The following is a 26,389-nucleotide window of genomic DNA, read 5'->3' on the forward strand; positions in this document are numbered from 1 at the left end:
ACGCGGACACTACGCCAAGCCGGCCCTGGCCGCGTTAGGGAAACGTTCGACACCGCCGTCGTCGCTGGCTCAGCGTGGCTCCAGGCTGGCCAGGTGCGCAGCCAGCGGCGAGGCGCCATCGAGCAGTGCGAAGCCCTCCCAGACGAACCCCGGCGAGACCGTGCAGCCCACCAGGGTGAACTCGCCAAGCGACCGCGCCGCCTGCCAGCACCCCGCCGGCACCACGTGCATCGGCTCGCCGCGCCCGGCGGCATCCAGGATCAGGCGTTGCAGCTGTCCGCTGGCCTCGTCGTAGATCGACAGCTCCAGCGCATCGCCCTGCTGCCAATGCCAGCTTTCTTCCGCATCCACGCGATGCCAGGCGCTGGATTCGCCGGCAGCGAGCAGGAAGCGAATGGCGGTCAGCGCCGGGCGCGGCTGGCCGCCATCGGTCACCTGGCGCGCGGACGCATACACCCGACGGAAATGCCCGCCCTCCGGATGCGGGGCGAGTTCGAGCGAACGGATCAGGGTGGCGGCGGTCGGATGCATACGTACATGCTAAGCCAGCCAACGCCGCACGTGCATCACGGCAGATGCTTGCCCGCACGCAGGCAGGTGCGGAAGAACACCAACAGGTCCCAGCTGTAGCGTTTGAGCAGACGACGCGGCTCGTTGAGCAGCCGGTACATCCATTCCATATGCAGGCGCCGCACCCAATCCGGCGCGCGCTTGGCGGTGCCGGACAGGAAATCCAGCAACGCACCGACACCGAAGACCAGCGGCACGTTCAAGGCCTGGCCATGATCCAAGATCCAGCGCTCCTGCAGCGGGTTACCGAAGGCCACCAGCAGCACATCGGCACCCGAACGATTGATGCGCTCGGCCAGGCCCTCGCCAGCGGCGGCAAATTCGCCGTAGCCGTCGCACATGCCCACCACCTGCTGGCCCAGGGTGCCGGTCAAGGTCGCGGCAGCGGTCTTGCCCACGCCCGGGCGACCGCCGAGCAGGAAGAACTTGAGCGGCTGCGCCGCTTCGCGACACAGATACGGAATCAGGTCGGTGCCATTGAGGTTGCCGGCAAAGCGGCGGCCGTGGATCAGGCGGGCCGCCAGATCCATGCCGATGCCGTCATTGACGATGCGCACGCTGGGCTCGCGCATGCGCAGCCGCAGTGCCTGGCACTGCACGATGAAATTGGTGTTGGCAAAAAACACCCGGCGTGGTTGCCGGGCGGCCAATGCGTGAAACAACTCCAGTGCAAACGCTTCCTGCGTGGTGGAGAGCACCGGAAACCCGCCAAGCGGAATCACCACGCCTTGCGTGGTGGCGCTGGCGGTTGCTGTCGTCTCCGTATCCACGTGCCGGCCCTGCATCATCGAATCACCAAAGGTCGTAAGGAAACGCGGCCAGCAGCCCGGCCTGCAGTTTTTCCAGGTCGAAGTCGCCGTTGCCACCAAGCTGCAGGCATTCTTCCACGCTGTTGCCGGAGTGCCACTGCATGCGTCCGGTGCCGTTGTAGTAGTCGTCGTACTTGAAACGATCCTCGCCGTTGCCCCAGTCCAGGTACACCGCCGGAATCCCGTAGGCCTCGGCAAGAATCAACCCGTGCAGCGAACTGCTGATCACCAGCTCGGCACCCAGCAGCGCACTCATGAACGTCGCGGGCTTGACGTTGGGAAACACCAGATGATCGGCGTACGCGCTGTACTTCTCGACCGGCTCGTTGAAATGCGGAACGATGGCGAAGGGGCGCTTGTTCGCCGTTCCCAGCGCATCGGCGGGGAAGAACATCGGCGTCAGCAGACCGGGATCGCCATACACCTCCGGCACCGCGATCCCGCGATCGAGCAGGAACTGCCGCGTCTTCGGCCCACGCACTGCACGCACATCCAGCGTGCTGAAGGTATTGCGCTCGGCGGGAATCTTGCCGTTGATGCCGCTGCCCCAGACGGTGTCGCCGTCTTTGGCAAAATGCAGCACCGAACCGATGGCGATCAGTTTCTTGCTGAGATCGCGCTTCTCGATCAGCGTCTTGTCCTGCAGGGAGAGCACACAGGACACAATCACCTTGGACAGATGATCGCCCATGTTGACGCCGGCATTCTTCGGCTGCCACCAGAACAAGGCACGGCGTTCCGCATGTTCGATCCATTTCTGCAGCAAAGCATTGGCCATAACGAGCAGTCTCCTTCTAAAGTTGGGTGCGCCGCATCAGTGCGAGAGCGCGGCCTCGGAAGAAGCACGCACAGCTGCGCCATCTGGCTGCGGGTACAAACGGGTTTCCGGGTACGCACCGGGATTGAGTACGCGGTCGGTGGTGTCGGACCAATTCAGGCATTGGCGGTAACGCACGCGCGGTGCTTCCAGCGCGAAACTGATGGCCGCAATGACCGACTCAGCATTGCCGGGAGTGTAGCCGAAACGCGATTGATACGGCCCGACGACGGCATTCGGACACACCGCAGGCAGGCCGAAGAAATCGTATTGCAGCAGCTTCATCGAACTATCGGCCAGATACACCGGCACCTGTTCGGACGCGTAAGGTGCGATCCCGAAACGGGCGTGCTTGATGTAGCCGATGGTCTCGGCGTGCTTCATCTCGCCATAGACCACCACGTTGTCGCCGTAACCGGGGTGCCGGCCCATGCCCGAGCCGATCACATGGAACGTGACCTGCGGAAACGCCTTGCTGGCCACCACGAAGAACTCCGGATCGAACAACATCGAGCCCACCGCGACTGCATGGATGCCCTCGCCATACGGCGACGGGTCGCCCAGCTGATCCAGGTTGTGGTCCACCCCGTGACCGACGTGGTACACGTTGTCGCGGCTTGCCACTTCCTCCGCCATTGCCGGCGACACCAGTGCGATCACATCCAGCGTCGGTGCAACCCGGTCGAACTCGCGTTCGATATAGGACGCGACGTTGATCGTGCTCAGTCCATCGGAGGCGCGATAGACCAGCTTGGCTGCCGGATTGACACGCTTGGCCAGCTCGATGAAGGCCACTGCGATACCGCTTTCGAACACGATCACGTCCGCCTCGCGCATCCAGTCCAGCAACTGGCGCGGCGGGTGCGCTGCATACCACCGGAACATCGCATCTTCGACAGCGCGCAGCCAGGCGCGGCGCGTGTTGAACGGATGCACCGTCGTGCGCCACAGATAGCATTCCACGCCCTTGTGCGAGACCACGGTATTTGCGGTGTCGTCCAGCGGCAGCCGCATATCGCCCTTCATGCGCGACAGCCGGCTATAGCGCAGCGAGAAAAACCGCGTGGTGCCGCGTAGCGCGAGCTGATCGGTGATGAAATGGATATTGGCGCGTCGTGGCGTGCGGTAATCGTGGGCGGACAAGACCAGATAGCAAGGCCGGCGAATGCCGGAAGCGGCGGCGGGTGTATCGCTCATGGGCCGTGTCCTATGAATGAGTGGGGGAAAGCATGCACGAACGCAGGCGAAGGCAACGTCGATCTCATTGGCGTGCCTTGGCCTGCTTCAGCAACTTGCGGATATTGAGGATGGCAACCACGTCGCGACGGAATGCCGGCCAGATCGCCAACGCCAGCAGGCAGACCGCCGCCATCGTGGCCGCACCGACGGCCAGTTGCTGCCATAGCGGGCCACCGACGGTGATGGAGGCGTAATACGCGCATCCCCCCGCCACGCCATACGCAGTCATCGCGCGCACCGCATTGGTGAACAGCGCGCCCACCGGCGCGTCGGAGATCTTGCCGACCCAGACCAGCGACAACGGCCAGGTCACCAGCAGACCGAACGAATAGCCGATTGCCACGCCCATCGCGCCCCAGCGCGAGCCGACGAAGATGCAGCCGATCAGCACGATGCGGCTCGCCAGCGAGAACAGCAACTGCGCGCGCATCAGGCCCCTGGCAAGGAACACCCAGTAGGTCGCATAGGACGCGGTCTGGAAGATACCGCCCAGCGTCAGCACCTGAAACAGGGGCACGGCCTCGCGCCACTGCTCGCCGAGCACCAGCACGATCAGCGGCATGGCCAGCGCACAGGCGAAGGCGAACAGCGCCACGATCAGATGCACCATCACCGTCTGCCCGCGCAGCAGGAAGGCGCTGAAGCGTTCGCGGTCGTCCTGCAGCTGCGACAGCACCGGCAACGCCACGCTGGTGGCAGGCGCGTTGATCTGGTTCAGCGGCATCATCAGCAACTGGAACGCGCGGTTGTACAGGCCCAGTGCGTCCGGGCCGGTACGCCAACCGATGATGACCTGGCCGACGTTGCGGCTGGCATAGCCCAGCAGCTGTGCGGCCATCAGGTTCCAGCCGAAGCTCATGAAGTCACGCATCGGCGCCGAGCGCTGATAGCCGCCCGGCAACCAGCGCGCGCAGCTGGCGGCGATGACCAGATTGACCACCGCCTGCACCACCTGCTGCACCACCAGCGCCCAGTATCCCCAACCCAGCAAGGCAGCAGCGACGGCCGCACCCAGGCCCAGCACCTGCGACCCCACATCGCTGAGCGCAACCTGGCCAAACCGCAATCCGCGGCTCAAATGCGCGCGGTACTGCGTGGTCATGCCGTTGATCAGGAAGGTCACCGCCAGCGCCTGGGAAATCGTCACCAGCGCCGGTTCTTTGTAGAAGTTGGCAATCACATGGGCGGAGGCGTACACCACCACCGACAGCGACAAGCCGATGCCGCTGTTGATCCAGAACAGGTTGTCGCGTTGCTCGCGGCTGACATGCTTGGCCTGCACGGCAGCGGCAGACAGGCCGAAATCGCGCAGGATCTCGGCCGCACCGACGATGGCGGTGACCATCGCCATCAGGCCGTAGTCGTAAGGCGTCAGCAGACGCGCCAGCAGGATGATGCCGCCGAACTGCACGACCATCTTGGCCGACTGGCCGATCATGGTCACCGCTGCGCCACCGGCCGCGCGCGACCCGAGGCTGCGCTGTGGCGGCGGCGTGGGGGGATTCATCGTCGGGATCTCTGCGGTCACAGCGCGGCGTCTCCATCCTTGCCGAGCGCTTCCAGGTAAGTGCGGTAGTGCAGCTGCCCGATCCGTGGCCAGTCGCGTTGCGATAGATCCGGCGCCGCACCGCGTGGCGCGGCGCGTACCTTGTCCAGCATGCCGGTCAGCAATGCCGCATCGAATTCGCCCTCGTAAAGAAAGACCCAGCCCGGGCCGACTTCTTCGGCGATCGCCGCATTGGATTCGCTCCAAGGCGCCAGCACCGGGCGTACCAGCGACAGCGCCAGCAACAAGGTGCCGGAGTTGTGCATCTGCCGATACGGCAACACCACCAGCTCGGCCTCGCTGACCTCGCGTGCCAGCACCGGCTCTTCGACATACGCCAGCAAGGCGCTGATGCGCGGATCCTGCGCGCAGGCCTCCTCCACCAGGCTGCGCATCTGCGGCGTGGCCGGGTTGCCGACGATACGCAGCTTCAGGCGCGGATCATCGACCTGACGCATCACCTCCAGCAGCGTCTCCACCCCCTTGTACGGGCGAATCAGGCCGAAGTGCAGCAGCCGCCCCGGCACCGGCGTGCCCTGCGGCATCTGTGCAAACCACTCGCGATAATGGCCGTGCAGGATGGTGTCGGTGAACGGCGGTCGCGGCGGCGTGGTTGCGTTGATACGGATCCAGCGACGCGTCAGCCGATCGATCCAGCGTAACAGGCCGCGTTCGCGCCAGCCCCGATCCTCGTGCGGCGCCAGATTGTGCAGGGTGCGCACTACCGGCGTGCCGGTCAGCTGCAGCTTGAGCAGCAACAGCGCCGCACACATCTGCTTGGCCAGGGTGCCGACAGAACTGGGATGGCGCAGCAGGTATTCGGGCCAATGCAGATGCAGCACGTCGTAGCGCGACAACAGCGCATCGCGCATCGAAAAGAAGCGCGGCTGCACTGCATCGGGCAGCGACGCGTACAGCTGGGTCAGATACGGGTTGGTGCTGGCATTGGGCTTTTCGGTAGAGAACAGCACGGTGACCTGTGGCTGCGCGGCCGCCCGCGCAGTCGCTGCCGATGCAGGCGCGCTCATCGCACTGCCTCCTGCGGACGACGGGTGCCCAACGCGGTGTGGTATTCATCGACGTAGCGCCCGACCACATGCTTCCAGTCGTAGCGGCCCACGTAGGCCATGGACGCTGCACGACGCGCGTCGAAATCCACGTCCGCCTGCAGCGCAAGCGCCTGCACCTGGTCTGCGGCCGCATCGATCCTGTCGCGGTTGACGATCACGCCCTGCCCCGATTCGCTGGCAAGGCGCACGAACGGCGGGATGTCGCTGAGGATGGGAATCAGGCCTGCACTCATCGCCTCGACCGCGGCGATGCCGAAGCCTTCGTGGCGCGACAGGCAGACGAAGAACTGCGCCTGCTTCATCAGGCTGCGCAGCTGCTCCTGCGAGGGCGACATGCTGAGCTGCACCTTGTCCTGCAGGCCCCGCTCGGCGATCGCCTTGCGCAGGTCGGCCTCGTTCAGATCGTATTCGCGCCCGGCGATGATCAACCGCCACTGCGGATCGCGCTGCAGCGCCGCCTGCAGCAGCTCCAGGGTTTCGATCAGGCCCTTGTTCACCGACCAGCGGCCGAAATACATCATGGTCCGCCCCGGCGTTGCTGCGCCCTGCCCTGCGTATTTCTCCACGTCCACGCCGTTTTCGATCACCCGCAGACGTGCCGGCGACACCACCTTGGCGAAGAGCTCGCCGTCGTTCTCGCTGGTGGCGATCACCCGCGCATATGCCAGTGCCGAGGTGCGGGTGAGCGTCTGAAACCATAGCTGCTTCATCCGCGAGGCATATGCGGTATGGAAAAAGCCGCCGTGCGTGGACACCACCATCGGCTTGCCATGCAGCGGCTTGGTCAGTGCCAGATAGTCGTAGAAAAAATCGATGCCATGCAGGTGGACCAGGTCGGCCGAGCGGATCGCGTCCAGCACCGACGGCGCCAACGGATAACGCGAGGAGCCGCGATACCCGATGCGCCGGATCGGCAAGCCCTGATGCGTCTCCTGCGCCGCAAGCTGCGCACCCGGATCGGTAAACACCCGATCCAGGGTCACGATCTCCACCGTATCGGCGCTGGTGGCCTGATGCTGACGGGCCACATTGAGAACGACTTCTTCCATGCCTCCGATCGAAGGGTGGAATTGGCGGACGACATGCACCACTTTCATTACGCCAATCTCCTGTGCCAGCGACGCAGAGACATCTGCATGTTCGGCCAATCATTCTGGAAGCTCGTCATTTACGTTTCAATCCCAACATCCACGGCGCAATGCGCACCAGCACCGCGCGCATCGGCACGCTGGCAACGATAGCGAACGCACTCAGGCCCATTGCCCAGGCCGGGGTGCCGATCGTGCCAGGTGCGATCACGCCCGTTCGTGCCACCACACTGGTGAGCACCAGAAACACCAATGTGTGCGTGCACAGGATCAGCAGGGTATTGCCGCCGATCCACTGCAGCCACCGCCACTGCCGAACGAAGTAGGCCACACACAAGGTCATTGCAGTACCCAGCAGGCTGACCAGCAGGAACACCGCAGCGGAATGCCCGAACTGCAGATTGTTCACGTCCACCTGCCCGTTCCATCCGGCCAGCCACCACCACGCTGCCGCCAGCACCGGCAGAGCCAATGCCCAGACCGCGGCCCCGAGCGCGCGCAGTGCATCGGCATGGCGCGACAGCCATCCGCCCACGGCGATGAAGAACAGCGCAACGGGCACCACATCCAGCGCGAACGGGAGCCGCAGATGCAATGACGGAAACCAGCCCGCCCATGCCAATGCGAGCAGCAGACTGGTCGCAGCCAGGGCGGCCGTCGTCAGGCGCGTGCGCAAGGCGATGTAGGCCAGCGTAGTGACGAACAAGGCCGGCAGGAACCACAACGCCGGCAGCACGTACAGGCGCGTGCCGTTGGCCCAGAACAGACCGATGAACGGATCCCACCACGGCAGCACATGCGATGGATGCGGCGCGCGGCTGGTCACTCCCATCAGCAACCAGCAGGCGTAGGCCACCAGGAAAAACGCAAGGTAGGGAACCAGCAACGTGCGCGCCAATTTCCTGATCGTCGCCACCGTCATCGCGCGGTGGCCGAAGCGCTCGCCGACCCAGCCGGACAGCACGAAAAACAGCGGGACATGAAAACTGTAGGCAAACAGTTTGTAGGCGGCCGGCATGCCGTTGGCATGTCCCAACACCACCAGCACGATGGCCAGTGCCTTTGCTGCATCGATCTGCCAATCGCGGGTCAATGCAGGCGCTGGCGCAGCCTTGGCCGCCAGGTCGCCGTGCCCGGCCGGGCTGGAATACGGTGCGGTGGTCATGCCGCCACCGGGCGGGCACCCAGGGTCCACGGCGCAAAACGCATCAGCACCCAACGCAGCGGCACGCTCGCAAGCAACGCAAACACCGTCACGAACACTGCCCAGCCCAGCCCGGGGCGCGAGGCACCGAATCCGCCGGCCAACGCTGCGACACCGGAAAGCACGAAGAACACCAGCATGTGGGTGCACAGGATCAGCAAGGTATTGCGGCCGATCCACTGTATCCAGGCCCAGCCCTGCACCAGCCGTGCCGCGCAGATCACCATCAATGAACCGAGCACCGCACCGAGCATGAACCCGGCGTGGTTGCGGCCGAATTCCAGCATGTTGACGTCGATCCGGCCATTGCGATCGGCCAGCCAGGCCACCGGCAAGGCCAGCAGCAGCGTGACCAGCGCGCTCACCGGCAAGGAAGTCGGAAGACGTGCGGAAATGTGGACCAGCAAGGCGCCCAGCGCGTAGAAGCACAGCGACACCGGTAGTACGTCCAGGCCGAAAAAAAGTCGCAGCTGCTGGCCCGGAAACCAGCCCATCCAGCACCAGGCCAGGGGCAGCGACGCCACCGCGATCAGCACCGGCGGCATCCAGCGGCGCAGCACGAAATAGCTGAGCACCGTCACCAGCATCACCGGCAGGAACCACAGCGGAGGCTGCACGTACAGATCGGGGCCAATACCGGTGAACATCGCCACGATCGGCTCCCACCACGGATGGCTGCCCCACCGCGCCGCCTTCTCGCCGATATTGCGCGTCAGCAACCAGTAGGCGTAACCGAGCAGATAGAACGTCACATACGGCAGCAGCAGGCCGCGCGCCTGCTTGCTGATCGTCTGCGCCAACCCGGTGGTCCGCGACGCATAGCCGGACGCCAGCCAGCCGGACACCATGAAGAACAGCGGCACATGAAAGCTGTAGGCAAACAGCGTCATCGCATGCGGCACGCCCTTGGCGTGGCAGAACACCACCAGAAGAATCGCCAGGGCCTTGGTGGCATCAATGCGCGGGTCGCGGCTGCGCCCGCCGTTGGCAACGTGCACGCCGGCCGCCGATGCAACCGGCTGCGGTGCGTGCGTTGCCGCCACACTCATCGTGCGCCTCCCGCGGGCAGTGGCAATCGTGCCTCATCGTCGGACGGATCCTGGCTGGTCTGCTGCGCAATGCTTGCAGCAGACCAGGTCGGCCGCATGTGCCACAGGCAGCCGCACACGAACCACCACAATGCCGAGGTCTTGATCGAGAAGTAACCGTTGGACACCAGCAAGCTCAGCGCGAACGCAAAGATCGCCAGGTTCTTGAACAGCTGCCCTTCCTTGCTCGGCATCAACAACAGGAACGAATACGACAGCAGGAACGCAAGCACGCCGACGATCGACTGGGATGCGATGAAGTAGGCGATGCCGCTGTCGAAGTAGCGGTACGCCTGCGCAAAATCCAGGCCCATCCATGAGTTGAAGGACAGGTTATTCATCGAATTGACGGTGAAGAAGACCCGGCCCATCGTGTTGTCCTGATAGGCAGTGATCCCGGTGATCCACACCAGCAACCATGCGGTCATGATCACGATCAGGAAAATCAGGAAGGCCAGGCGTTGATCCAGGCGTTTCAGCAGCGGCGACAGCAGCACCATCAGCACGCAGGTGCCCGCCGCAAGCCGCCCATCGGAGGCCACGATCATGAAGCCGATCAGGCCGACCGACAGGAGTAGCATCGCCGGCCGCATCCAGCGCCAGAACACCAGCACGATCGCGGTAAAGAAGCAGATGTAATTGCCCATGGTCACCGGCTCGATGAACATCGAGGAGGCGCGGGGAAGATTGGAACCGGGCAGGAAGTTGCGCTCGCCCGGTCGCGTGGCGCTGACGAACAGGTTGCTGTCTTCGTTCCAGAACCCCTCCGCGCTCATGCCGCGCGCGTTGACGAAGAAGCTCTTCGGGTTGACCAGATCGCCGTAGACACTGGGCGTCGCCAACTCGAACGCCGCGACCAACGACACGATGATGGTCATGCGCACGAACAGCTTGGGCACCGACCCGGTATAGGCCGAACCAAGCACCACGAACGCAAACACCACCAGCGCGTCGCGGAAGAACTTCGGATCGACCTGCCAGTTCACCAGGAAGCGCACGAACATCAAGGTGACGATCAGCCCAAGGCCGCTGATGATCAAGGCGATGCGCTTGCGGCTCATCGAGCCCAGGCCGAGCAGGAAACACGCGGCATAGACCATGAACTCGACCGCGTAGGTGATCACCGGACGCACGGTGAACACGTTCGCATTGATCAGCGCCAGCACCAGGTTGTAACCGACGCCGACCAGCAGCGTCAGTTCAATCAGCAGGTTGTGCCAGCGAACGCGGGCCTCGTCGCTCATTCGGATCAGCATGCAGACGCCTGCTTGAAAGGGGCGGCTGCAATGCAGCCGCCCGCGGCGCTCGGCGCGCCAGGTCGCACACTCCCCGCCATCATCAGTACGCGGTCTTCTGTCCGAGCACACGTACTGCGGTCAGCACGATGATGCGGATATCCAGCCACAGCGACCAGCGACGGATGTAGTCCAGATCGTACTGGATGCGCTTTTTCATCGTGCGCAGCTCCGGGGTTTCGCCACGGAATCCATTGACCTGCGCCCAACCGGTGATGCCCGGCTTGACGTAATGGCGCTGCATGTAGTGATTGATCAGCTTTTCGTAATGGGTGTTGTGTTGCGCCGCGTGCGGACGCGGACCCACGATCGACATGCTGCCACCGAGCACGTTGAAGATCTGCGGCAACTCGTCCAGGCTGCTCCGGCGCAGGAACGCACCGAACCGGGTGATGCGGCTGTCGTTCTTGGTCGCCTGCTGGATGGTGGTGCCATGATCGTCATGCACACGCATCGAGCGGAACTTGAACATGTAGAACTCGCGACCGCCCAGGCCGTGACGACGCTGGCGGAAGAACACCGGACCCGGCGAACTCATCTTCACACCGACCGCAATCGCCGCCATCAGCGGCCACAGGCCCATCAGCGCGATCACGGCCAGGATCTTGTCCTGCAGTGCCTTGGCGACCACGAAGTAGTTGTCGCGGTCCACACCACCCTGGCGCAGGTTGATCACCGGCACATTGCCGATCTGCTCGCCAGACTGGTTCAACAGGCCGAAGTCGAACAGATCCGGCACCAGCTTCACGTTGATCGGATAGCGATCCAGGCGCTGCAGCAGCTGCTTGATGTGGTCACGCTCGCCCAGTGGCAGCGAGATCCACACCTGCTCGACCTGGTTGTCCTGCAGATACTCGATCAGCGCATCCGGATCGCCCAGGCACGGCAGCGACTGACGTTGCTCGGTCACCGCGATGTCGTACGGCGTGCGGAAATAGCCGACCAGGTTCATGCCGACCCAGGGATTGCGGCTGAGGTAGTGGTTGATCTTCATCACCGGATGGCGCAGACCCACCACCACCACCCGCTGCACGTCTACACCCTGGGTACGCAGGTGATTGAGGAAGCCGCGCAGCACCGTGCGGGCCGCCACCAGCGAGGCCAGGCCACCGACGAACCACAGGCCGATCCAGCCGCGCGACACCTGCTCGCCGACCTGCACGATCAGTGCGTGCACCGCGAACAGCGCGAACACGCCGCCGAACGCGCCGCCCAGCACCATCAGCTCGCTCAACAGCCCGCGACCGCGCCAGCTGCGATACAGCGGGAACAGCGCAAAGCAGATCACCGAATACAGCAGCGTGGTGGCGATGGCGACCCGGTACGGTGCCGCAGGCACCCAGGAACCGAAGACGATGCGATAGGCGATCAGCCCGGAAGCCACGACCATGGTGAGGTCGAAGACACGCAGGACCAGGTCGGCTGCAGCCGAATACTTGGACAACAATCGCGGCGAGGATGTCGTGTAAGTCGCGCTACTCAAGTCTGCCAAAAGCATGGGGATGTCCTCCAAACTCGATACGGTGCATGCGGGGGAACATACGAATCGCACGCGAGCTTTCAATCATCTCCGTCGAGCGATCACCGCGGTAATACCTACCGACCCCAGATCGCACGACAGCCCTTTGTTTCAACAGAGACAAACTTTCAAACGAAGGAGCCCGAAACATACGGGATCCAACCTTTTCCACGCTGAATCAGTTGTCACTTCAATTAACCCATCGTTGTGCAACACCACGATGTCAGTCCAACCGCGCCTGCGCTGGCGTGCCTCGCAGGAAGTAGCGCACCAGAGCCACAGCCACGCCCAGAAATACGCCAAAGATGAAGCCCAAGGCGAGGTTCAATTTGAGTTTCGGCGAAGTCTTAGACGTAGGCACGTCTGCGGTGTCGATGATGGTCACGTTGTTGGCGCCGACGTTGCTCGCCACACCGATCTCCTTGTAGCGCTGCAGGAGCGCATCGTAGAGCTGGCGGTTGGTATCGACGTCGCGCTTGAGCATGTTGTAGCGGATGCTGCGGCTCTGCAGGTCCAGCTCATCGTTCCGCAATCCGGCGATGCGCTGGTTGAGCAATTGCTCCTGGTGCACCGACGCGTCGTAGGTCGCCTTGAGCGACTGGCGGATATTGATGACCTCGCCATTGATCTGGCGGCGCGACTCTTCGATCTGCGCCTTCAGGCGCTGCATTTCCGGATAGTCCGGCTTGAAGGTCGACAGCTTCTGCTGATACTCGGTGTTCAGGCGGATCTGCTCGCCGCGCAGGCTCTGGATCAGCGGGTTGCTCAGCACCTGCGGCAGCGACATCGCATCGCCGCTGCTGACCTGACGCCAGGCTGCCTCGGCCTTGATGCGGGTGTCCTGCGCCGATGCCAGCATCGCGTTGAGGTCGCTCAGGTTCTGGGCAGGAAGCGATGGCTTGTCATCGCCCACCGACACGATCTGCTCGTCGGTGGAATAGGTGACCAGATTCTTTTCCGAGTCCTCCACCTTGTCGCGCAACTGCTCCAGACGCTCGGCCAGGAACTTGGTCGCAAACGAAGACGCCTTGATGCGGCGTTCCTGCGTGCTGACGATGAAGACCTTGGTGTAGGTATTGGCGATCTTGGCCGCCAATACCGGGTCCGGCGAATCGTAATTGACGTAGACCAAGCGCGAATTGAGGATCGGCTCGACCACCAGCCCGGCCAGCAGCGTATCGGTCAGGCTGCGCTCGATGATGGCCTGGCGCGAGTCGACCGACTTGCCGGCTTCCGGATTCTTGGCAGCGGCCTTTTCCAGCGCCTCGTCGACCTGCTGCTTGAACGCCGGCTCCTGGTCGAGCCTGGCCTCGCGGATCACCGCACGGGCCAGCGAACGGCTCTGCAGCAGCTGGTACTGGGTCTGGTAGAAATCGCGATCCTGCGGCGACTCCACCGGCATCAGGTTGTCGACGTTCACCACGTTGAGCGAATCACGCTCGATCTGCAGCGTGCTGGTGGCGCGGTATTTTTCCGGCATCAGCATGGTGACGCCAAAGGCCAGCGCCACGGCCGCGACGGTGATCAGGATGATCAACCAGCGCTGCGACACCAGCGCGCGCCAGTAGTCGAGCAAGCCAACGTCGGCCAGCTCAAGATGCCCATGACGATGAGACGGGGAGGAACGATTGTCTGAATTCATACTCATCGGTAAGCGCGCCACACCATCACAAGGGGGGTCAGTTCCAGCATGGTGCGCAGCCAGACGCGTGCGTCCGAGCGATACACCACAACGATGTCGCCGCCGTAGATCTCAGGGTCCGGGTTGGCCCCCTTCTCGATCTGGGTCAGATCGAATCTGGCGATCATCTTTTGCCCGTTGACGGTGCGGAACACGATGACGTTGCCGCGGCTGGCCACCGTGCTGACACCCTTGGCCTGCGCAATGGCCTGCTGCAGGGTCAGGTTGGCGCCGATCACCGGATAGATCCCCGGCTCGTCGACCGCACCGGTCACCGTCACCCGGCGACCATTGGACTCCTGCACGAACACCGACACCTGCGGCTGCTGCAGGTATCCGGCGGCGTAGCGGTCTGCCACCAGCTTTTCCAGCTCGCCGACGCCCAGGCCGGCCGCCTTGACGTCGCCGATCAGCGGCAGCGAGATGTGGCCGTTCTGATCGATGCGGACCTGCCGCTCCAGGTCATCGACCTGGAACACCTTGAACAACAACAGGTCGCCTGGGGCGAGTCGATACTCCGGTTGCACTGCCGACATTGCGAGCGGATCCGGAAGCGGCAGGGAGTCCGCCATCTTCGGACCGGTGCTGCATGCGCCCAGTGCCATCGAGCAGATCAACGCCAGGCTGAGGCCTTGGCAGAATCGTCCGATCAGTTTTTTCATGCGTGTGGCTGGCTGCCTCGGTTGGGTGGGACAGGACCTCGCGCAGCATTCGACCGGCTAACACGCCAGCAAGAACGTACGACAGAGAAATTCATCCCAAGACGCTCGGGATCACGACAGGTGTGACGTGTTGCAGTGCACTATGGCATAGAACCAAGGCATCGCAAGACGCTGCTCGCCATTTTTTTGACGGCGTTGGCCTATTGATTCAAGTTCGTCGTTACACCGTTAACAAAACGTGATCCACGTACTAATCCAGCGCGACTGATTCGGAGCATTTTCGGACACTTAGCCACATTCCGTGACCCAGGTCCATGCGAGCGGGACCGCGATGAAACGGACGCGACCAGTGCTTTCATGCTGCTCTGCACTATGCCGATATGCATATCGTGTCACCCGCATGACACGCCGCCGATCGCATGTTGCGGCGCAACAAAAAGCCCATGTCCGTAAAGACATGGGCTCTGTGTTTGGTCGGGGTAGCCGGATTCGAACCGACGACCACTAGTCCCCCAGACTAGTGCGCTACCAGGCTGCGCTATACCCCGAAGATGTTGCATCCGCCACGAGGGCGGCCTGCGATTATAGCGGCTTTGTGAAACGTTTTCCTAGCGGCGCAGCAGTTGCAGAACCTCTTCCAGTTCCATGCGCACCTGCTTGATGATCTGGTTGCTCAGTGCCGACTCGCTTTTGGCGCCATCGCCTTCCAGACGCAGACGTGCGCCACCGATGGTGTAGCCCTGCTCGTACAGCAGGCCGCGGATCTGGCGCACCATCAGCACGTCGTGGCGCTGGTAGTAGCGCCGGTTGCCGCGCCGCTTGACCGGTTCCAGGCTCGGAAATTCGGTTTCCCAATAGCGCAGCACATGCGGCTTGACGTCGCACAGCTCGCTGACTTCGCCGATGGTGAAGTAGCGCTTGGCCGGAATTGGCGGTAGTTCGCGATTACTGCCCGGATCCAGCATAAGCCTCCACCCGCTCCTTGAGCTTCTGGCCCGGACGGAAAGTCACCACCGTGCGCGCCGAGATCGGAATTTCCTCACCGGTCTTGGGATTGCGACCGGGCCGTTGATTCTTGCGCCGCAGATCGAAGTTGCCGAAACCGGACAGCTTCACCTGACGGCCCTGCTCCAGCGCATCGCGCAGCACATCGAAGAACGCGTCGACAAATTCCTTTGCCTCGCGCTTGTTCAGACCGACCTCGTCGAACAGACGTTCGGCCATCTCCGCTTTCGTCAATGCCATGCCAATCCCCTGGTTACCGCCTCAACTCCGGATCCGGGCGCGGTGCTCGCGCTCGATCACGGCCACCACATCGGCAACGACTGCGTCGACGTCCCGGTCGGTGAGAGTGCGCGAGTTATCCTGCAAAATCAAGCCCATAGCCAGACTCTTGAAACCTGGCTCGACCCCCTGCCCGACATAGCGGTCGAACAGCTGCACCTCGCGCAACAACGGCCCGACCGTGGTGCGCACGCTGGCCGACAGCGCCGCCCAGCTCACCTCTTCCGGCACCAGGAAGGCCAGGTCGCGACGAACCGAAGGGAACCGCGACAGTTCACCGGCACGCGGCAGCGCGCGTTGGACCAACGCGGTCAGTTGCAGCTCGAACGCGACCACATCCACGTCGATGTCCAAGGCCTTGGCCAGGCGCGGATGCACCTGCCCGATCCAGCCGATGCAAACGCCGTCGCGATGGATGTCGGCCGAGCGCCCCGGATGCCCGAAGGGCTGGGCGGAGGGCTGGAAGTCCAGCACCGCGCCGCTGGCCGCCGCCAGCGCCATCAGGTCGCCCTTCAGATCGTGGAAGTCCACCTTGCGCGCCGGCTCGCCCCACTGCAGCGCCAGGGCATCGCCACACACGGCCGCGGCGACATGCTGCGACTCCTGCGGGGCAGCGCCAGCCTCGGAGGCGGCAGCGAACACCTTGCCCAGCTCGAACAGGCGCACGCGGCCGGCCTGGCGGGCGGCGTTGCGGCCCAGCGTCGCCACCAGGCCCGGCAGCAGGCGCGGACGCATGATCGCAAGCTCGGCACTGAGCGGATTGGCCAGCGGCACCAGGCCGTCGGTCAGCTGCCAGCGCTCCAGCAAGGTGGCATCGACAAAGGCGTAGTTGATGGTTTCCTGCAGCTCGCGCGCCACCAGCTGGCGGCGCACGCTGAGCTCATCGAGCTGGGTTTCGCTCGGCATCGCAATCCGGCTTGCCCCGCCCGGCAGCGTGGTCGGCACGCGGTCGTAACCGTGGATACGCGCCAGCTCTTCGATCAGATCCTCTTCGATGGCGATATCGAAGCGACGGCTCGGCGCCATCACCTGCCAGCCTTCGGCTACCGCCTCCAGCTGCATGCCGAGCGCGCCCAGAATGCGCACGACCTCGGCATCGTCGATCCGGATACCGAGGACGCGCGCGATCCGCGCACGCCGCAGCAGGATCCGCGCCGGCTGCGGCAGATGCTGCGGCAGTTGCGCATGCACCACCGGGCCCGGCGTGCCACCGGCCAGCTCCAGCACCAGCCGCGTCGCCACTTCGATCGCCTGCGGCGGCAGCGCCGGATCCACACCACGCTCGAAGCGATGACCGGCATCGGTATGCAGCCCGAACTTGCGGCCACGGCCCATGATCGCGGCCGGGTCGAAATACGCCGACTCCAGGAACACGTTGCGTGTGGTCTCGGTGACGCGCGTGTCCAGCCCACCCATCAGGCCGGCCAATGCCACCGGGCGATCGGCATCGGTGATGGTCAGGAAACTGTCGTCCAGCGTGACCTGCCGCCCATCCAGCAACGCCAGCTGCTCGCCGCCGCGCGATCGGCGCACACCGATCGGGCCCTGCAGCGTATCCAGATCGAACGCATGCATCGGCTGGCCAAGCTCCAGCATCACGTATTGGGTGATATCCACCAGCAGCGAGACCGGACGCACGCCGCTGCGGCGCAGCCGCTCGGCCAGCCACACCGGCGTTTTCGCGGCCGGGTCGATGCCTTCGATCACGCGTCCGCAGTAGCGCGGCGCCTCGCTACCGGCAAGCAACTCCACCGCCAGCGTGCGCGTGGACACCGGCGCCACGACACCGGCATCGAAGGCCACCACTTCGCTGGCGCATGCCGCCGCCACGTCGAAGGCGATACCGCGCACGCTGAAGCAATCGGCACGATTGGGCGTGAGCTTGATCTCGATGCTGGCATCGGGCAGCCCCAGATACTCGGCCAGGGCTTGGCCCACCGGCGCATCGTCCGGCAGCTCGAACAGACCGGACGCATCGCTGTCCAGACCCAGCTCCTTGGCCGAGCACAGCATGCCGTTGGACGCGACCCCGCGCAGCTTGGCCGCGGTGATGGTCAGTTCGCCGATCTTTGCACCGACCAGCGCCAACGGCGCCACCAGACCTGCACGCGCGTTGGGCGCGCCACACACGATCTGCAGCAGCTCGCCCTGCCCTGCGTCGACGCTGCAGACCTGCAGACGGTCGGCTTCCGGATGACGTACCGCCTCGACGATACGCGCCACCACCACCTGCCCCAGCGCCTGGCCCAACGGCGTGACCTCTTCGACCTCCAGACCGATCGCCGTCAGCGTCGCGGCAAGCTCGTCGCGGCTCGCCTGGATGGGAACGTGGCTGCGCAGCCAATTTTCAGAGAATTTCATGAGGAGCCGGGAATCGGGAATGGAGAATGGGGAATCGCAAAGGCAAGGGCGCCGGGCCTTCGGAATGGGACCTGCAGAGCGCGTGGCTGTTGCGATTCCCCATTCCCAATTCCCGATTCCCGGCCGTCAAGCAAACTGCCGGAGAAAACGCACATCGTTTTCGAAGAACGCGCGCAGGTCGTTGACGCCGTAGCGCAGCATCGCAAAGCGCTCCACGCCCAGGCCGAACGCGAAGCCGGTGTAGCGCTCCGGGTCGATGCCGACGCTGCGCAGCACGTTCGGGTGCACCATGCCGCAGCCGAGCACTTCCAGCCAGCGCGTGCTGCCGTCCGGCTGCTGCCAGGCGATATCCACTTCCGCGCCCGGTTCCACGAACGGGAAATAGCTGGGGCGGAAGCGCATTTCGAAGTCGCGCTCGAAGAACGCCCGCACGAACTCGGACAAGGTGCCCTTGAGATCGGCGAAGGTGGAATGCTCGTCCACCAGCAGGCCTTCGACCTGATGGAACATCGGCGAGTGGGTCTGGTCCGAGTCGGAGCGGTACACCTTGCCGGCCGCGATCATGCGCAGCGGCGGTGTGTGTGCATCCATGTAGCGCACCTGCACACCGGAGGTGTGGGTGCGCAACAGGCGGCCATCGCCGAAATAGAACGTGTCGTGCATCGCGCGCGCCGGATGGTGCGGCGGAAAGTTCAGGGCTTCGAAGTTGTGCCAGTCGTCCTCGATCTCCGGACCATCGGACAACTCATAGCCCAGGCGCGCAAAGATCTCGACGATGCGCTCGAGCGTGCGCGTGACCGGGTGCAATCCGCCCCGTTCACCGCGACGCCCTGGCAAGGTCACATCGATCCGCTCCCCGGCCAGACGCGCGTCCAGTGCGGCGTTTTCCAGCGCGTGCTTGCGCTCGGACAGTGCAGCGGTCAGCGCATCGCGCGCCAGGTTGATCGCTTCGCCAGCGGCTTTGCGCTGATCGGCTGGCAGCGTGCCGAGCTGCTTGAGCTGGGCGGTGATGCTGCCGCTCTTGCCCAGCAATGCGACGCGCAGGGCTTCCAGTTGGTCCGGCGTCTGCGCGGCGGCGACATCGGCCAGCGCACGCTCGGTCAGGGATTGAATCTCACTCATTGCACTCGCGCCTCAACTGCTCAGCCGAACGGTGTTTCCGGATGCACCGGAATGCATTGCCACTCAAATCGCGTCCTGGCCGGCATCCACTCAACGATGCCGGCCATCTAAAACGCAAAAGGGGAAGGACTCGCGCCCTTCCCCCTGCATATCTGCTTGCCCTCGCCGGAGGCCTGCACACGAATGCGCAAACCCCGGCAAGAAACTACCCTTTCAAAAGTCCGCACATGGATGTGCGGGCTCTTGCAGAGGGACCTGCATTTACGCCGCCAGCGCGCCCTTGGCCTTCTCAGCCAGCGCGGCAAAGCCGGCGGCGTCGTGCACGGCGATATCGGCCAGCACCTTACGGTCCAGGGTGATACCAGCCTTCAGCAGGCCGTTCATGAAACGGCTGTAGCTCAGGCCATTGATGCGGGCAGCCGCGTTGATGCGGGTGATCCACAACGAACGGAACACGCGCTTCTTCTGCTTACGGCCGATATAGGCGTACTGCTGCGCCTTGATGACCGCCTGCTTGGCGACGCGGAAAACCTTGCGACGGGCATTATAGTAGCCCTTCGCCAGGGTCAGAATTTTCTTGTGGCGGCGGCGCGCCTGCACACCACGCTTTACTCGTGCCATGGTTCAGTCCTCAGAGGTAGGGAAGCATACGGTCAAGACGGCCTGCGTCCTCGGCACGGACGTGATTCGTCTGCCGCAGGTTGCGCTTCCGCTTGGTCGCTTTCTTCGTGAGGATATGGCTACGGTTTGCGTGGCCGCACTTGTACTTGCCGGAGGCGGTCTTGCGGAAACGCTTGGCCGCCGCCCGGTTGGTCTTGATCTTGGGCATTGCAATGTCCTTGATGGTGTTTTGTCACTGACCCGGGCGGCAGTCTTGCGACCACGCTTTCCATCCATGCCCTTGCCTGCTTGTAAGTCCTTGATCGAACACGATCCGGACAGGTCCTGTGCCGCTTGCGCGGCGCCCCGGCAAAACCGGGCCGCGCAGTCTACCCGTTGCCGGGAATTCTTGCAAATGGATGCCGTCACCGGCCAGGCGGGCCCTACCGGGCCCGTCCCAGCGCGGGATCAGATCTTCTTCTTCGGCGCGATCATCATGACCATCTGGCGCCCTTCCAGGCGCGGGCGCGACTCGATGACGATATCGTCGCCCAGGTCGGCCTCGATCCGCGACGCCATCTCGCGCCCCAGCTCCTGATGGCTCATTTCACGGCCACGGAAGCGGATATTGACCTTGACCTTGTCGCCCTCTTCCAGGAAGCGGCGCATGTTGCGCAGCTTGATCTGGTAGTCGCCCTCGTCCGTGACCGGACGGAACTTGAGTTCCTTGATCTCGACCTGCTTGGTCTTCTTCTTGGCCTCGTTGGCCTTTTTCTGCTGCTCGAACTTGAACTTGCCGAAATCCATGATCTTGCAGACCGGCGGATCGGCCTGCGGCTGGATTTCAACCAGATCCAGGCCTTCTTCCTCGGCCTTGGCGAGCGCTTCGTCGCGCGACAACACGCCGACCATCTCACCGTCACTGCCGATCACGCGGACGCGCGGCACACGGATTTCTTGGTTCTTGCGGTTCTGTTTGTTGTCAGGGGTACTGATATTGCAATCTCCCAGGGGAATCGAACCGGCGCATCCGGATCATCCAGACCGGCCGGGGTTGGCTCACGCTGCCTGCTCTGCCTGCAGACGCTCGATGAAGGCCGAGACCGTCATGGTCCCGAGATCCTCTCCCGAACGAGTCCGCACGGCGACGGCACCGTTTTCCTTCTCGCGGTCACCGACGACGAGGAGATAAGGCACGCGTTGCAGCGTATGCTCGCGAATCTTATAACCGATCTTCTCGTTACGCAAATCGGCGTTCACACGGAAGCCTTGATTTGCAAGGGTTTTCCGAACCGAGTCGACATAGTCTGCCTGTGCATCGGTGATATTTGCGACAACGACCTGGACCGGAGCGAGCCAGGAGGGGAAGGCGCCGGCGTGGTGTTCGATCAGAATACCGATGAAACGCTCCATCGAACCGACGATCGCCCGGTGCAGCATGACCGGATGCTTCTTCTGGCTGTGCTCGTCCACGTACTCGGCGCCGAGGCGGCCCGGCATCATGAAATCGACCTGCATGGTGCCCAGCTGCCAGGTGCGCCCGATGGCGTCCTTGAGGTGGTACTCGATCTTGGGACCGTAGAAGGCGCCCTCGCCCGGCAGCTCCTGCCACTCCACCCCGCACACGCCCAGCGCGCTGCGCAGCGCGGCTTCGGCCTTGTCCCAGGTCTCGTCGTCGCCCAGGCGCTTTTCCGGGCGCAGCGCGATCTTGATCTCGATGTCCTCGAAGCCGAACGCGGTGTAGACCGCCAGCGCCTGCTGATGGAAGGCGGTGACTTCGGCTTCGATCTGCGATTCCAGGCAGAACACGTGCCCGTCGTCCTGGGTGAAACCGCGCACGCGCAGGATGCCGTGCAGCGCGCCGGACGGCTCGTTGCGGTGACAGGCGCCGAACTCGCCGTAGCGGATCGGCAGGTCGCGGTAGCTGTGCAGGCCCTGGTTGAACACCTGCACGTGGCCGGGGCAGTTCATCGGCTTGACCGCGTAGGTACGCTTTTCCGACTCGGTGAAGAACATCGCATCCTGGTAGTTGTCCCAGTGGCCGGACTTCTGCCACAGCGACACGTCCAGGATCTGCGGGCAGCGCACCTCGCCGTAGCCGCTGTCGCGGTAGACCTTGCGCATGTACTGCTCGACCACCTGCCACAGCGACCAGCCCTTGGGATGCCAGAACACCAGGCCGGGCGCCTCTTCCTGCAGATGGAACAGGTCCTGCTGCTTGCCGATGCGGCGATGGTCGCGCTTGTCGGCTTCCTCCATGCGCAGGATGTAGGCGTCCAGCTGCTTCTTGTCGGCCCAGGCGGTGCCGTAGATGCGCTGCAGCTGCTCGTTCTTGGCATCGCCACGCCAGTAGGCGCCGGAAATGCGGGTCAGCTTGAAGGCCTTGAGGAAGCGCGTGTTGGGTACGTGCGGGCCGCGGCACATGTCCACGTATTCCTGGTGGTAGTACAGGCCCATCGCGGTGATGTCAGCGGACATGTCCTCGATCAGGCGCAGCTTGTACTCCTCGCCGCGCTGGGTGAACACTTCGATCACCTCGGCGCGCGGGGTGACCCTCTTGATCACCTCGTAGTCCTGTGCGATCAGCTCCTGCATGCGCTGCTCGATCGCGGCCATGTCTTCGGGCGTGAACGGGCGCTCGCTGTAGATGTCGTAGTAGAAGCCTTCGGCGATGACCGGGCCGATCACCATCTTGACCTCCGGGTACAGCTGCTTGACCGCATGCCCGACCAGATGCGCGCAGGAGTGGCGGATGATCTCCACGCCTTCGGGGTCCTTGGCGGTGATGATGCGCAGGCTGGCATCGTGGTCGATGACGTCGCTGGCATCCACCAGCTGGCCGTCGACCTGGCCGGCGATGGTCGCCTTGGCCAAACCGGCGCCGATCGACTGGGCGACCTGCATCACCGAGACGGGGGATTCGAATTCGCGGCGGCTGCCGTCGGGGAGCGTGATGTTGATCATGGGCAAGAATGAGGTCTGGGCTGGCTGCAGCGCGATGGCTGCAAGGGAGATCTGCCCGTTGCAGGACAGGCTCGGATAAAGGGGTGGCGAGAGGTGGTGCAGAAACAACGCCGTGCAGGCGCCTTGCCAACTGGCGCGGCCGGGATCAGCGGTGGGCGGTGGTAGTGCTCATGTCGCACGCTGGGCCGGCGCGGGGCGCGGGCCACCTTCTCGCAAGGGGTCTTGAGGAGAATGGTAAACCAATCAGCCCGCCGTTGCGCATGCCGGCACCGGGCCGGCGGGCGCGTGGCATGATGCCGGCCACCTGTGCTGCCAGTACCGACCATGACCATCAAGGGTAAAGCCACCTCGCTGGATATCGCCTACCTGGCCGGCGTGTCGCAGCCGACCGTGTCGCGCGCACTGCGCGGCAGCCCGATGGTCAACGAAGAAACCCGCAAGCGCATCCTGCGCATCGCCAACGAGTTGAACTACAAGGTCGACAAGAACGCCTCGTCGCTACGGCTGCGCAATGCGGGCACGCTGGCGCTGCTGTTCTTCGAAGACCCCACCGCCGACGATTCGCTGATCAACCCGTTCTTCCATTCGATGCTGGGCTCGATCACCCGCGCCTGCGCGCTGCAGGGCTACGACCTGCTGGTGTCGTTCCAGCAGCTGTCCAAGGACTGGCAGGCCGATTACGAAGACAGCAACAAGGCCGACGGCATCATCCTGCTCGGCTACGGCGACTACCAGCAGTCGCGCCAGCGGCTGCAGCTGCTGGTCGAGCAAGGCACGCATTTCGTCCGCTGGGGCGCGGCGCTGCCGGGGCAGCCGGGCATTTCGATCGGCAGCGACAACTATCAGGGCGGGCTGGACATCACCGCGCATCTGCTCGCGCAGGGCTGCCGCCGCATCGCCTTTCTCGGCCACGCGTCCAATCATTACCCCGAGTTCGAAGAGCGCTACCGCGGCTGCGTGGCTGCGCTGAAGCAACAGGCGTTGGTAGCCGATCGCGCGCTGCAGTTCGACGCGATCACCACCGAGTCGTCCGGCCATGCCGCGTGCCTGGCGCTGCTCGACAGTGGCCTGGCCTTCGATGCGGTGTGTGCGGCCAGCGACCTGATTGCGATCGGCGCCATGCGCGCCTTGCGCGAGCGCGGCTTGCGGGTGCCGCAGGATGTCGCGGTGAGCGGCTTCGACGATATCGCCCTGGCGGCGTCGGTGGCGCCGGCGTTGTCGACGGTGCAGCAGGACACCAAGCAGGCCGGCACGCTGCTGGTGGAAAGCCTGGTGGCACTGATCCGCGGCGAAGCGGCGCAAAGCCGCACGATTCCGGTGAAGCTGGCAGTGCGTGATTCCTCGCGTAGCAGTGGGCTGCAACCGCCGTTGGGCTGGACGCCGTCGCCGGCAACGGAGCCCGGCGATGTGGTGTGCGCACAGACGGCCAGCGGAGTTGCTGGACGCTGAGCGTCGGGAATTGGGAATTGGGAATTGGGAATTGGGATCGGAATCGGGATCGGGATCGGGAATCGTTAGAGCATGCATGGCTGGCTGCAGGATGGATCGCGGCCCACCGAACCCTGTGTAGGAGCGCGCTGGCGCGCGATGGAGCACCACCGGTAACGCCCCAGCGCGCGACCCGCGAGCTCCTATCGGGTGCGCGGGTCGCGCGCAGCTTGTTCGTTGATCGGCGTATGCAAAAGAAGATACGCCCATGCGTGCGTGGCGGGCTGCGAGTCTGGTCGCGGCCATCGAATGCTTCGTAGGAGCGCACCAGGGCGCGACGGAGCATTCCCGGCAAGCCCTGTCGCGCCCGGGTGCGCTCCTACCTGTTGCGGGCGTCGCGCGCGGCTTGCTCGGCCATCTGCGCATCGAGCTGCTTGCGCAAGGCCGGATCGGTGACCGGCGCATCCGAGAGCAGCACGCGCACGCCGTGCGCGGGCACCGCGGCCAGTAGCCGACGTTGCACCTGCACCTGCTCGCCGCTCACCGCATCGCGCCAGGTGCCGGGCTGCAGAAAACGCGTCACTGCGATGGTCGCCGCTGCGTCGCCCTTGTTGAGCAGCACCAACGCCGTCTGGTTGGCGCCCGCATGCTGATAGACCCGCAAGAACGCCGCCTGATCCCCGCGTAGCAGCACATCCACCTGTACCCCGCGCTGCAATGCCGGCGTATCGCGACGCAGCCGCGCGATCTGCTGCAACGGGCCGAAAATCGGGCTGTGCGGTGCAGTGCGGATGCGCTCGGCACCGAAGTAATTGCGGTTGCCTGCATGTTCGGCGCGCCTGCGCATGAAGCCGGTTTCCGAGCCGTAATAGATCACCGGGATGCCGCGCGCGGTAAACAGCCAGTTGTGCGCGTCGATGAAGCCGGTGTCGCTGGCATCCAGGCGCGCCATGTCGTGATTGTCGTAGAAACTCATCAGCTCGTACGGGTTGGCATACGGCCCCCGACGCAAAAACAGCGGCGCGGCGAGCTTCTCGAACCCGGCCTGCTCATGCCCGAAGACAGCGGACAGTTGCTGCTTCAATGGGAAATCCAGCACGCTGACGCCGGCATTGCGCGCCCAGGTATGCCCGGCAATCTTGTTGGCGTCGTAATCAAAGGCTTCGCCGAACATGAAGAACCCCGGACGTTTTTCGCGGATGCGCGCAACGAAGGCATGCCAGAAACGGTCGGGCATCCAGCCGATGGTGTCGATACGAAACGCGTCGGCGCCCTGCTCCATCCACTGCAGGTACGCGCCGGCCAGATAATCGAGCACGGCGGGATTGTTTTCGTTGAGATCGGACAGCTCGGCCAGCCCGCCGCCGGTGTTGTAGAACGCGTGCAGCGGAATGTGCTGCGGATCCAGCTGCGCCGGCGGCAGATTCTGGTGATCGGCGACCAGGCGGCCATCGGCGTCGTACAACTTGCCGAAGCCCGGCTGCGCCACCGGCATGCTATAGGCCGGCGAGCCGTGATTGCCCACGATATCCAGCACCACCTTCAAGCGGTTGGCATGCATGGCGCGGGTGAAGCCGGCAAAGTCCAGGCCGGGACTGGGCAGATGCTCGTCGAGCTTGTAGAAATTCACGCCCCAGTAGCCGTGATAGCCGGTCTTGCCGTGGTCGCTGAGCGTACTGCCGCAGCTGATCGGCTTGCCGCCGGTGAAGGCCTCATCCGGATTGTCGACAATCGGCGTGATCCATACCGCGCCAAAGCCCATGTCGCGGATGTAGTCGGCATGTTCGACGATGCCCTTGAAGTCGCCCCCCAGGTAACCGATGTTGTCGCCGACTCCATCTGCGCAAGGCGTCGGCACATCGAACGTGCGATGCGCACCGCCCTGGTCGCGCTGGTCGTTGCCGGGGTCGCCATTGACGAAACGGTCGGTCACCACGAAATACACCGCGTCGGCAGCGAACGGTTCCAGCGTGCCGTAGTAATCGCCGGGTGCAGCCGCCGCGCTCGCCGCCCCTGCAGATACGATCAATCCAGCCATCATC

23 protein-coding genes and 1 tRNA gene are annotated in these 26,389 nt (G+C 64.1%); 1 reads left to right on the top strand and 23 read right to left on the bottom strand.

Translation table 11 applies throughout. From position 1 onward, the window contains the following. Positions 1-69 precede the first annotated feature (69 nt). From H7A87_RS12240 to thrS, 22 genes are all read right to left on the bottom strand, one after another. A complete protein-coding gene (locus tag H7A87_RS12240; protein ID WP_104647970.1) occupies positions 70-531 on the bottom strand; it encodes a cupin domain-containing protein in 462 nt (153 codons plus the stop codon). 35 nt (positions 532-566) lie between these two features. Further along, positions 567-1,358, bottom strand: a complete 792-nt coding sequence (locus H7A87_RS12245; protein ID WP_104582018.1) for a WecB/TagA/CpsF family glycosyltransferase — start codon at positions 1,356-1,358, stop codon at positions 567-569. A gap of 4 nt (positions 1,359-1,362) precedes the next feature. Further along, entirely contained in the window at positions 1,363-2,157 is a 795-nt protein-coding gene (locus H7A87_RS12250) for a polysaccharide pyruvyl transferase family protein (RefSeq protein WP_104582017.1), read from the bottom strand. A 36-nt stretch (positions 2,158-2,193) separates the two neighbouring features. Further along, the gene (locus H7A87_RS12255) at positions 2,194-3,393 is read right to left on the bottom strand and encodes a glycosyltransferase (protein ID WP_119128569.1); all 1,200 of its coding nucleotides are present in this window, start codon (positions 3,391-3,393) and stop codon (positions 2,194-2,196) included. 64 nt (positions 3,394-3,457) lie between these two features. Beyond that, positions 3,458-4,942 (bottom strand): lipopolysaccharide biosynthesis protein, encoded by a 1,485-nt coding sequence (locus H7A87_RS12260; RefSeq protein ID WP_104582221.1) that lies wholly within the window; start codon positions 4,940-4,942, stop codon positions 3,458-3,460. Between the two features lie 17 nt (positions 4,943-4,959). Further along, entirely contained in the window at positions 4,960-6,009 is a 1,050-nt protein-coding gene (locus H7A87_RS12265; protein ID WP_119128568.1) for a glycosyltransferase, read from the bottom strand. Further along, positions 6,006-7,148, bottom strand: coding sequence for a glycosyltransferase family 4 protein (locus H7A87_RS12270; protein WP_119128846.1), 1,143 nt, complete (start codon positions 7,146-7,148; stop codon positions 6,006-6,008). Before H7A87_RS12270 ends, H7A87_RS12265 begins: the two co-directional genes overlap by 4 nt. Before the next feature lie 67 nt (positions 7,149-7,215). After that, on the bottom strand, positions 7,216-8,304 hold the full coding sequence (locus H7A87_RS12275) for an acyltransferase family protein (RefSeq protein ID WP_119128567.1): 1,089 nt from the start codon (positions 8,302-8,304) through the stop codon (positions 7,216-7,218). Then, a complete protein-coding gene (locus H7A87_RS12280; protein ID WP_119128566.1) occupies positions 8,301-9,392 on the bottom strand; it encodes an acyltransferase family protein in 1,092 nt (363 codons plus the stop codon). Before H7A87_RS12280 ends, H7A87_RS12275 begins: the two co-directional genes overlap by 4 nt. Continuing rightward, the gene (locus tag H7A87_RS12285; RefSeq protein ID WP_166765961.1) at positions 9,389-10,675 is read right to left on the bottom strand and encodes a polysaccharide biosynthesis protein GumE; all 1,287 of its coding nucleotides are present in this window, start codon (positions 10,673-10,675) and stop codon (positions 9,389-9,391) included. Before H7A87_RS12285 ends, H7A87_RS12280 begins: the two co-directional genes overlap by 4 nt. Positions 10,676-10,769: 94 nt before the next feature. Continuing rightward, on the bottom strand, positions 10,770-12,224 hold the full coding sequence (locus tag H7A87_RS12290) for an undecaprenyl-phosphate glucose phosphotransferase (protein ID WP_104582011.1): 1,455 nt from the start codon (positions 12,222-12,224) through the stop codon (positions 10,770-10,772). Positions 12,225-12,468: 244 nt separating this feature from the next. Then, a complete protein-coding gene (locus tag H7A87_RS12295; RefSeq protein ID WP_180496663.1) occupies positions 12,469-13,908 on the bottom strand; it encodes a GumC family protein in 1,440 nt (479 codons plus the stop codon). After that, complete coding sequence (locus H7A87_RS12300; RefSeq protein WP_164739129.1) at positions 13,890-14,588, bottom strand: polysaccharide biosynthesis/export family protein; 699 nt, start codon at positions 14,586-14,588, stop codon at positions 13,890-13,892. Before H7A87_RS12300 ends, H7A87_RS12295 begins: the two co-directional genes overlap by 19 nt. A gap of 471 nt (positions 14,589-15,059) precedes the next feature. Next, positions 15,060-15,136 (bottom strand) — tRNA-Pro (locus H7A87_RS12305). A 60-nt stretch (positions 15,137-15,196) separates the two neighbouring features. Further along, complete coding sequence (locus H7A87_RS12310) at positions 15,197-15,553, bottom strand: MerR family transcriptional regulator (RefSeq protein WP_005995911.1); 357 nt, start codon at positions 15,551-15,553, stop codon at positions 15,197-15,199. After that, positions 15,534-15,833 carry an integration host factor subunit alpha gene (locus tag H7A87_RS12315; RefSeq protein ID WP_002811076.1) on the bottom strand — a complete coding sequence of 100 codons (300 nt, stop codon included), beginning with the start codon at positions 15,831-15,833 and terminating at the stop codon, positions 15,534-15,536. The genes H7A87_RS12310 and H7A87_RS12315 overlap by 20 nt, the downstream gene beginning before the upstream one ends. Before the next feature lie 21 nt (positions 15,834-15,854). After that, entirely contained in the window at positions 15,855-18,233 is a 2,379-nt protein-coding gene (gene pheT, locus H7A87_RS12320) for a phenylalanine--tRNA ligase subunit beta (RefSeq protein ID WP_119128564.1), read from the bottom strand. 126 nt (positions 18,234-18,359) lie between these two features. Then, positions 18,360-19,355 carry a phenylalanine--tRNA ligase subunit alpha gene (locus H7A87_RS12325; protein ID WP_104582008.1) on the bottom strand — a complete coding sequence of 332 codons (996 nt, stop codon included), beginning with the start codon at positions 19,353-19,355 and terminating at the stop codon, positions 18,360-18,362. Between the two features lie 261 nt (positions 19,356-19,616). After that, positions 19,617-19,976: a 50S ribosomal protein L20 gene (gene rplT, locus H7A87_RS12330; RefSeq protein WP_016903313.1), complete on the bottom strand. Its 360-nt coding sequence runs from the start codon at positions 19,974-19,976 to the stop codon at positions 19,617-19,619. 10 nt (positions 19,977-19,986) lie between these two features. After that, positions 19,987-20,184, bottom strand: a complete 198-nt coding sequence (gene rpmI, locus H7A87_RS12335) for a 50S ribosomal protein L35 (protein ID WP_002811096.1) — start codon at positions 20,182-20,184, stop codon at positions 19,987-19,989. 239 nt (positions 20,185-20,423) lie between these two features. Next, positions 20,424-20,951 (bottom strand): translation initiation factor IF-3, encoded by a 528-nt coding sequence (gene infC / locus H7A87_RS12340; protein WP_304941635.1) that lies wholly within the window; start codon positions 20,949-20,951, stop codon positions 20,424-20,426. A 63-nt stretch (positions 20,952-21,014) separates the two neighbouring features. Further along, entirely contained in the window at positions 21,015-22,919 is a 1,905-nt protein-coding gene (gene thrS / locus H7A87_RS12345; protein ID WP_119128563.1) for a threonine--tRNA ligase, read from the bottom strand. A gap of 324 nt (positions 22,920-23,243) precedes the next feature. Here thrS and H7A87_RS12350 point away from each other — a divergent pair, with 324 nt between their 5' ends. Continuing rightward, positions 23,244-24,368 carry a LacI family DNA-binding transcriptional regulator gene (locus H7A87_RS12350; RefSeq protein ID WP_119128562.1) on the top strand — a complete coding sequence of 375 codons (1,125 nt, stop codon included), beginning with the start codon at positions 23,244-23,246 and terminating at the stop codon, positions 24,366-24,368. Between the two features lie 358 nt (positions 24,369-24,726). On the opposite strand, the gene H7A87_RS12355 is transcribed toward H7A87_RS12350, so the two are convergent. Next, a complete protein-coding gene (locus H7A87_RS12355) occupies positions 24,727-26,388 on the bottom strand; it encodes an alpha-amylase family glycosyl hydrolase (protein ID WP_180497022.1) in 1,662 nt (553 codons plus the stop codon). Position 26,389 lies beyond the last annotated feature (1 nt).

The sequence above is a fragment of the Xanthomonas sp. CPBF 426 genome (assembly GCF_903989465.1).
Lineage (GTDB): Bacteria > Pseudomonadota > Gammaproteobacteria > Xanthomonadales > Xanthomonadaceae > Xanthomonas > Xanthomonas euroxanthea.

What these genes read in the sequence shown, in the direction of transcription:
- pheT (WP_119128564.1), bottom strand. Translation starts at nt 18,233, where the DNA reads ATGAAATTCTCTGAAAATTGGCTGCGCAGCCACGTTCCCATCCAGGCG.
- H7A87_RS12265 (WP_119128568.1), bottom strand. Translation starts at nt 6,009, where the DNA reads ATGAGCGCGCCTGCATCGGCAGCGACTGCGCGGGCGGCCGCGCAGCCA.
- H7A87_RS12245 (WP_104582018.1), bottom strand. Translation starts at nt 1,358, where the DNA reads ATGATGCAGGGCCGGCACGTGGATACGGAGACGACAGCAACCGCCAGC.
- thrS (WP_119128563.1), bottom strand. Translation starts at nt 22,919, where the DNA reads ATGATCAACATCACGCTCCCCGACGGCAGCCGCCGCGAATTCGAATCC.
- H7A87_RS12270 (WP_119128846.1), bottom strand. Translation starts at nt 7,148, where the DNA reads ATGAAAGTGGTGCATGTCGTCCGCCAATTCCACCCTTCGATCGGAGGC.
- rpmI (WP_002811096.1), bottom strand. Translation starts at nt 20,184, where the DNA reads ATGCCCAAGATCAAGACCAACCGGGCGGCGGCCAAGCGTTTCCGCAAG.
- H7A87_RS12315 (WP_002811076.1), bottom strand. Translation starts at nt 15,833, where the DNA reads ATGGCATTGACGAAAGCGGAGATGGCCGAACGTCTGTTCGACGAGGTC.
- H7A87_RS12310 (WP_005995911.1), bottom strand. Translation starts at nt 15,553, where the DNA reads ATGCTGGATCCGGGCAGTAATCGCGAACTACCGCCAATTCCGGCCAAG.
- H7A87_RS12290 (WP_104582011.1), bottom strand. Translation starts at nt 12,224, where the DNA reads ATGCTTTTGGCAGACTTGAGTAGCGCGACTTACACGACATCCTCGCCG.
- H7A87_RS12250 (WP_104582017.1), bottom strand. Translation starts at nt 2,157, where the DNA reads ATGGCCAATGCTTTGCTGCAGAAATGGATCGAACATGCGGAACGCCGT.
- H7A87_RS12260 (WP_104582221.1), bottom strand. Translation starts at nt 4,942, where the DNA reads ATGAATCCCCCCACGCCGCCGCCACAGCGCAGCCTCGGGTCGCGCGCG.
- H7A87_RS12280 (WP_119128566.1), bottom strand. Translation starts at nt 9,392, where the DNA reads ATGAGTGTGGCGGCAACGCACGCACCGCAGCCGGTTGCATCGGCGGCC.
- H7A87_RS12300 (WP_164739129.1), bottom strand. Translation starts at nt 14,588, where the DNA reads ATGAAAAAACTGATCGGACGATTCTGCCAAGGCCTCAGCCTGGCGTTG.
- H7A87_RS12350 (WP_119128562.1), top strand. Translation starts at nt 23,244, where the DNA reads ATGACCATCAAGGGTAAAGCCACCTCGCTGGATATCGCCTACCTGGCC.
- H7A87_RS12255 (WP_119128569.1), bottom strand. Translation starts at nt 3,393, where the DNA reads ATGAGCGATACACCCGCCGCCGCTTCCGGCATTCGCCGGCCTTGCTAT.
- H7A87_RS12240 (WP_104647970.1), bottom strand. Translation starts at nt 531, where the DNA reads ATGCATCCGACCGCCGCCACCCTGATCCGTTCGCTCGAACTCGCCCCG.
- rplT (WP_016903313.1), bottom strand. Translation starts at nt 19,976, where the DNA reads ATGGCACGAGTAAAGCGTGGTGTGCAGGCGCGCCGCCGCCACAAGAAA.
- H7A87_RS12285 (WP_166765961.1), bottom strand. Translation starts at nt 10,675, where the DNA reads ATGAGCGACGAGGCCCGCGTTCGCTGGCACAACCTGCTGATTGAACTG.
- H7A87_RS12325 (WP_104582008.1), bottom strand. Translation starts at nt 19,355, where the DNA reads ATGAGTGAGATTCAATCCCTGACCGAGCGTGCGCTGGCCGATGTCGCC.
- H7A87_RS12355 (WP_180497022.1), bottom strand. Translation starts at nt 26,388, where the DNA reads ATGATGGCTGGATTGATCGTATCTGCAGGGGCGGCGAGCGCGGCGGCT.
- H7A87_RS12275 (WP_119128567.1), bottom strand. Translation starts at nt 8,304, where the DNA reads ATGACCACCGCACCGTATTCCAGCCCGGCCGGGCACGGCGACCTGGCG.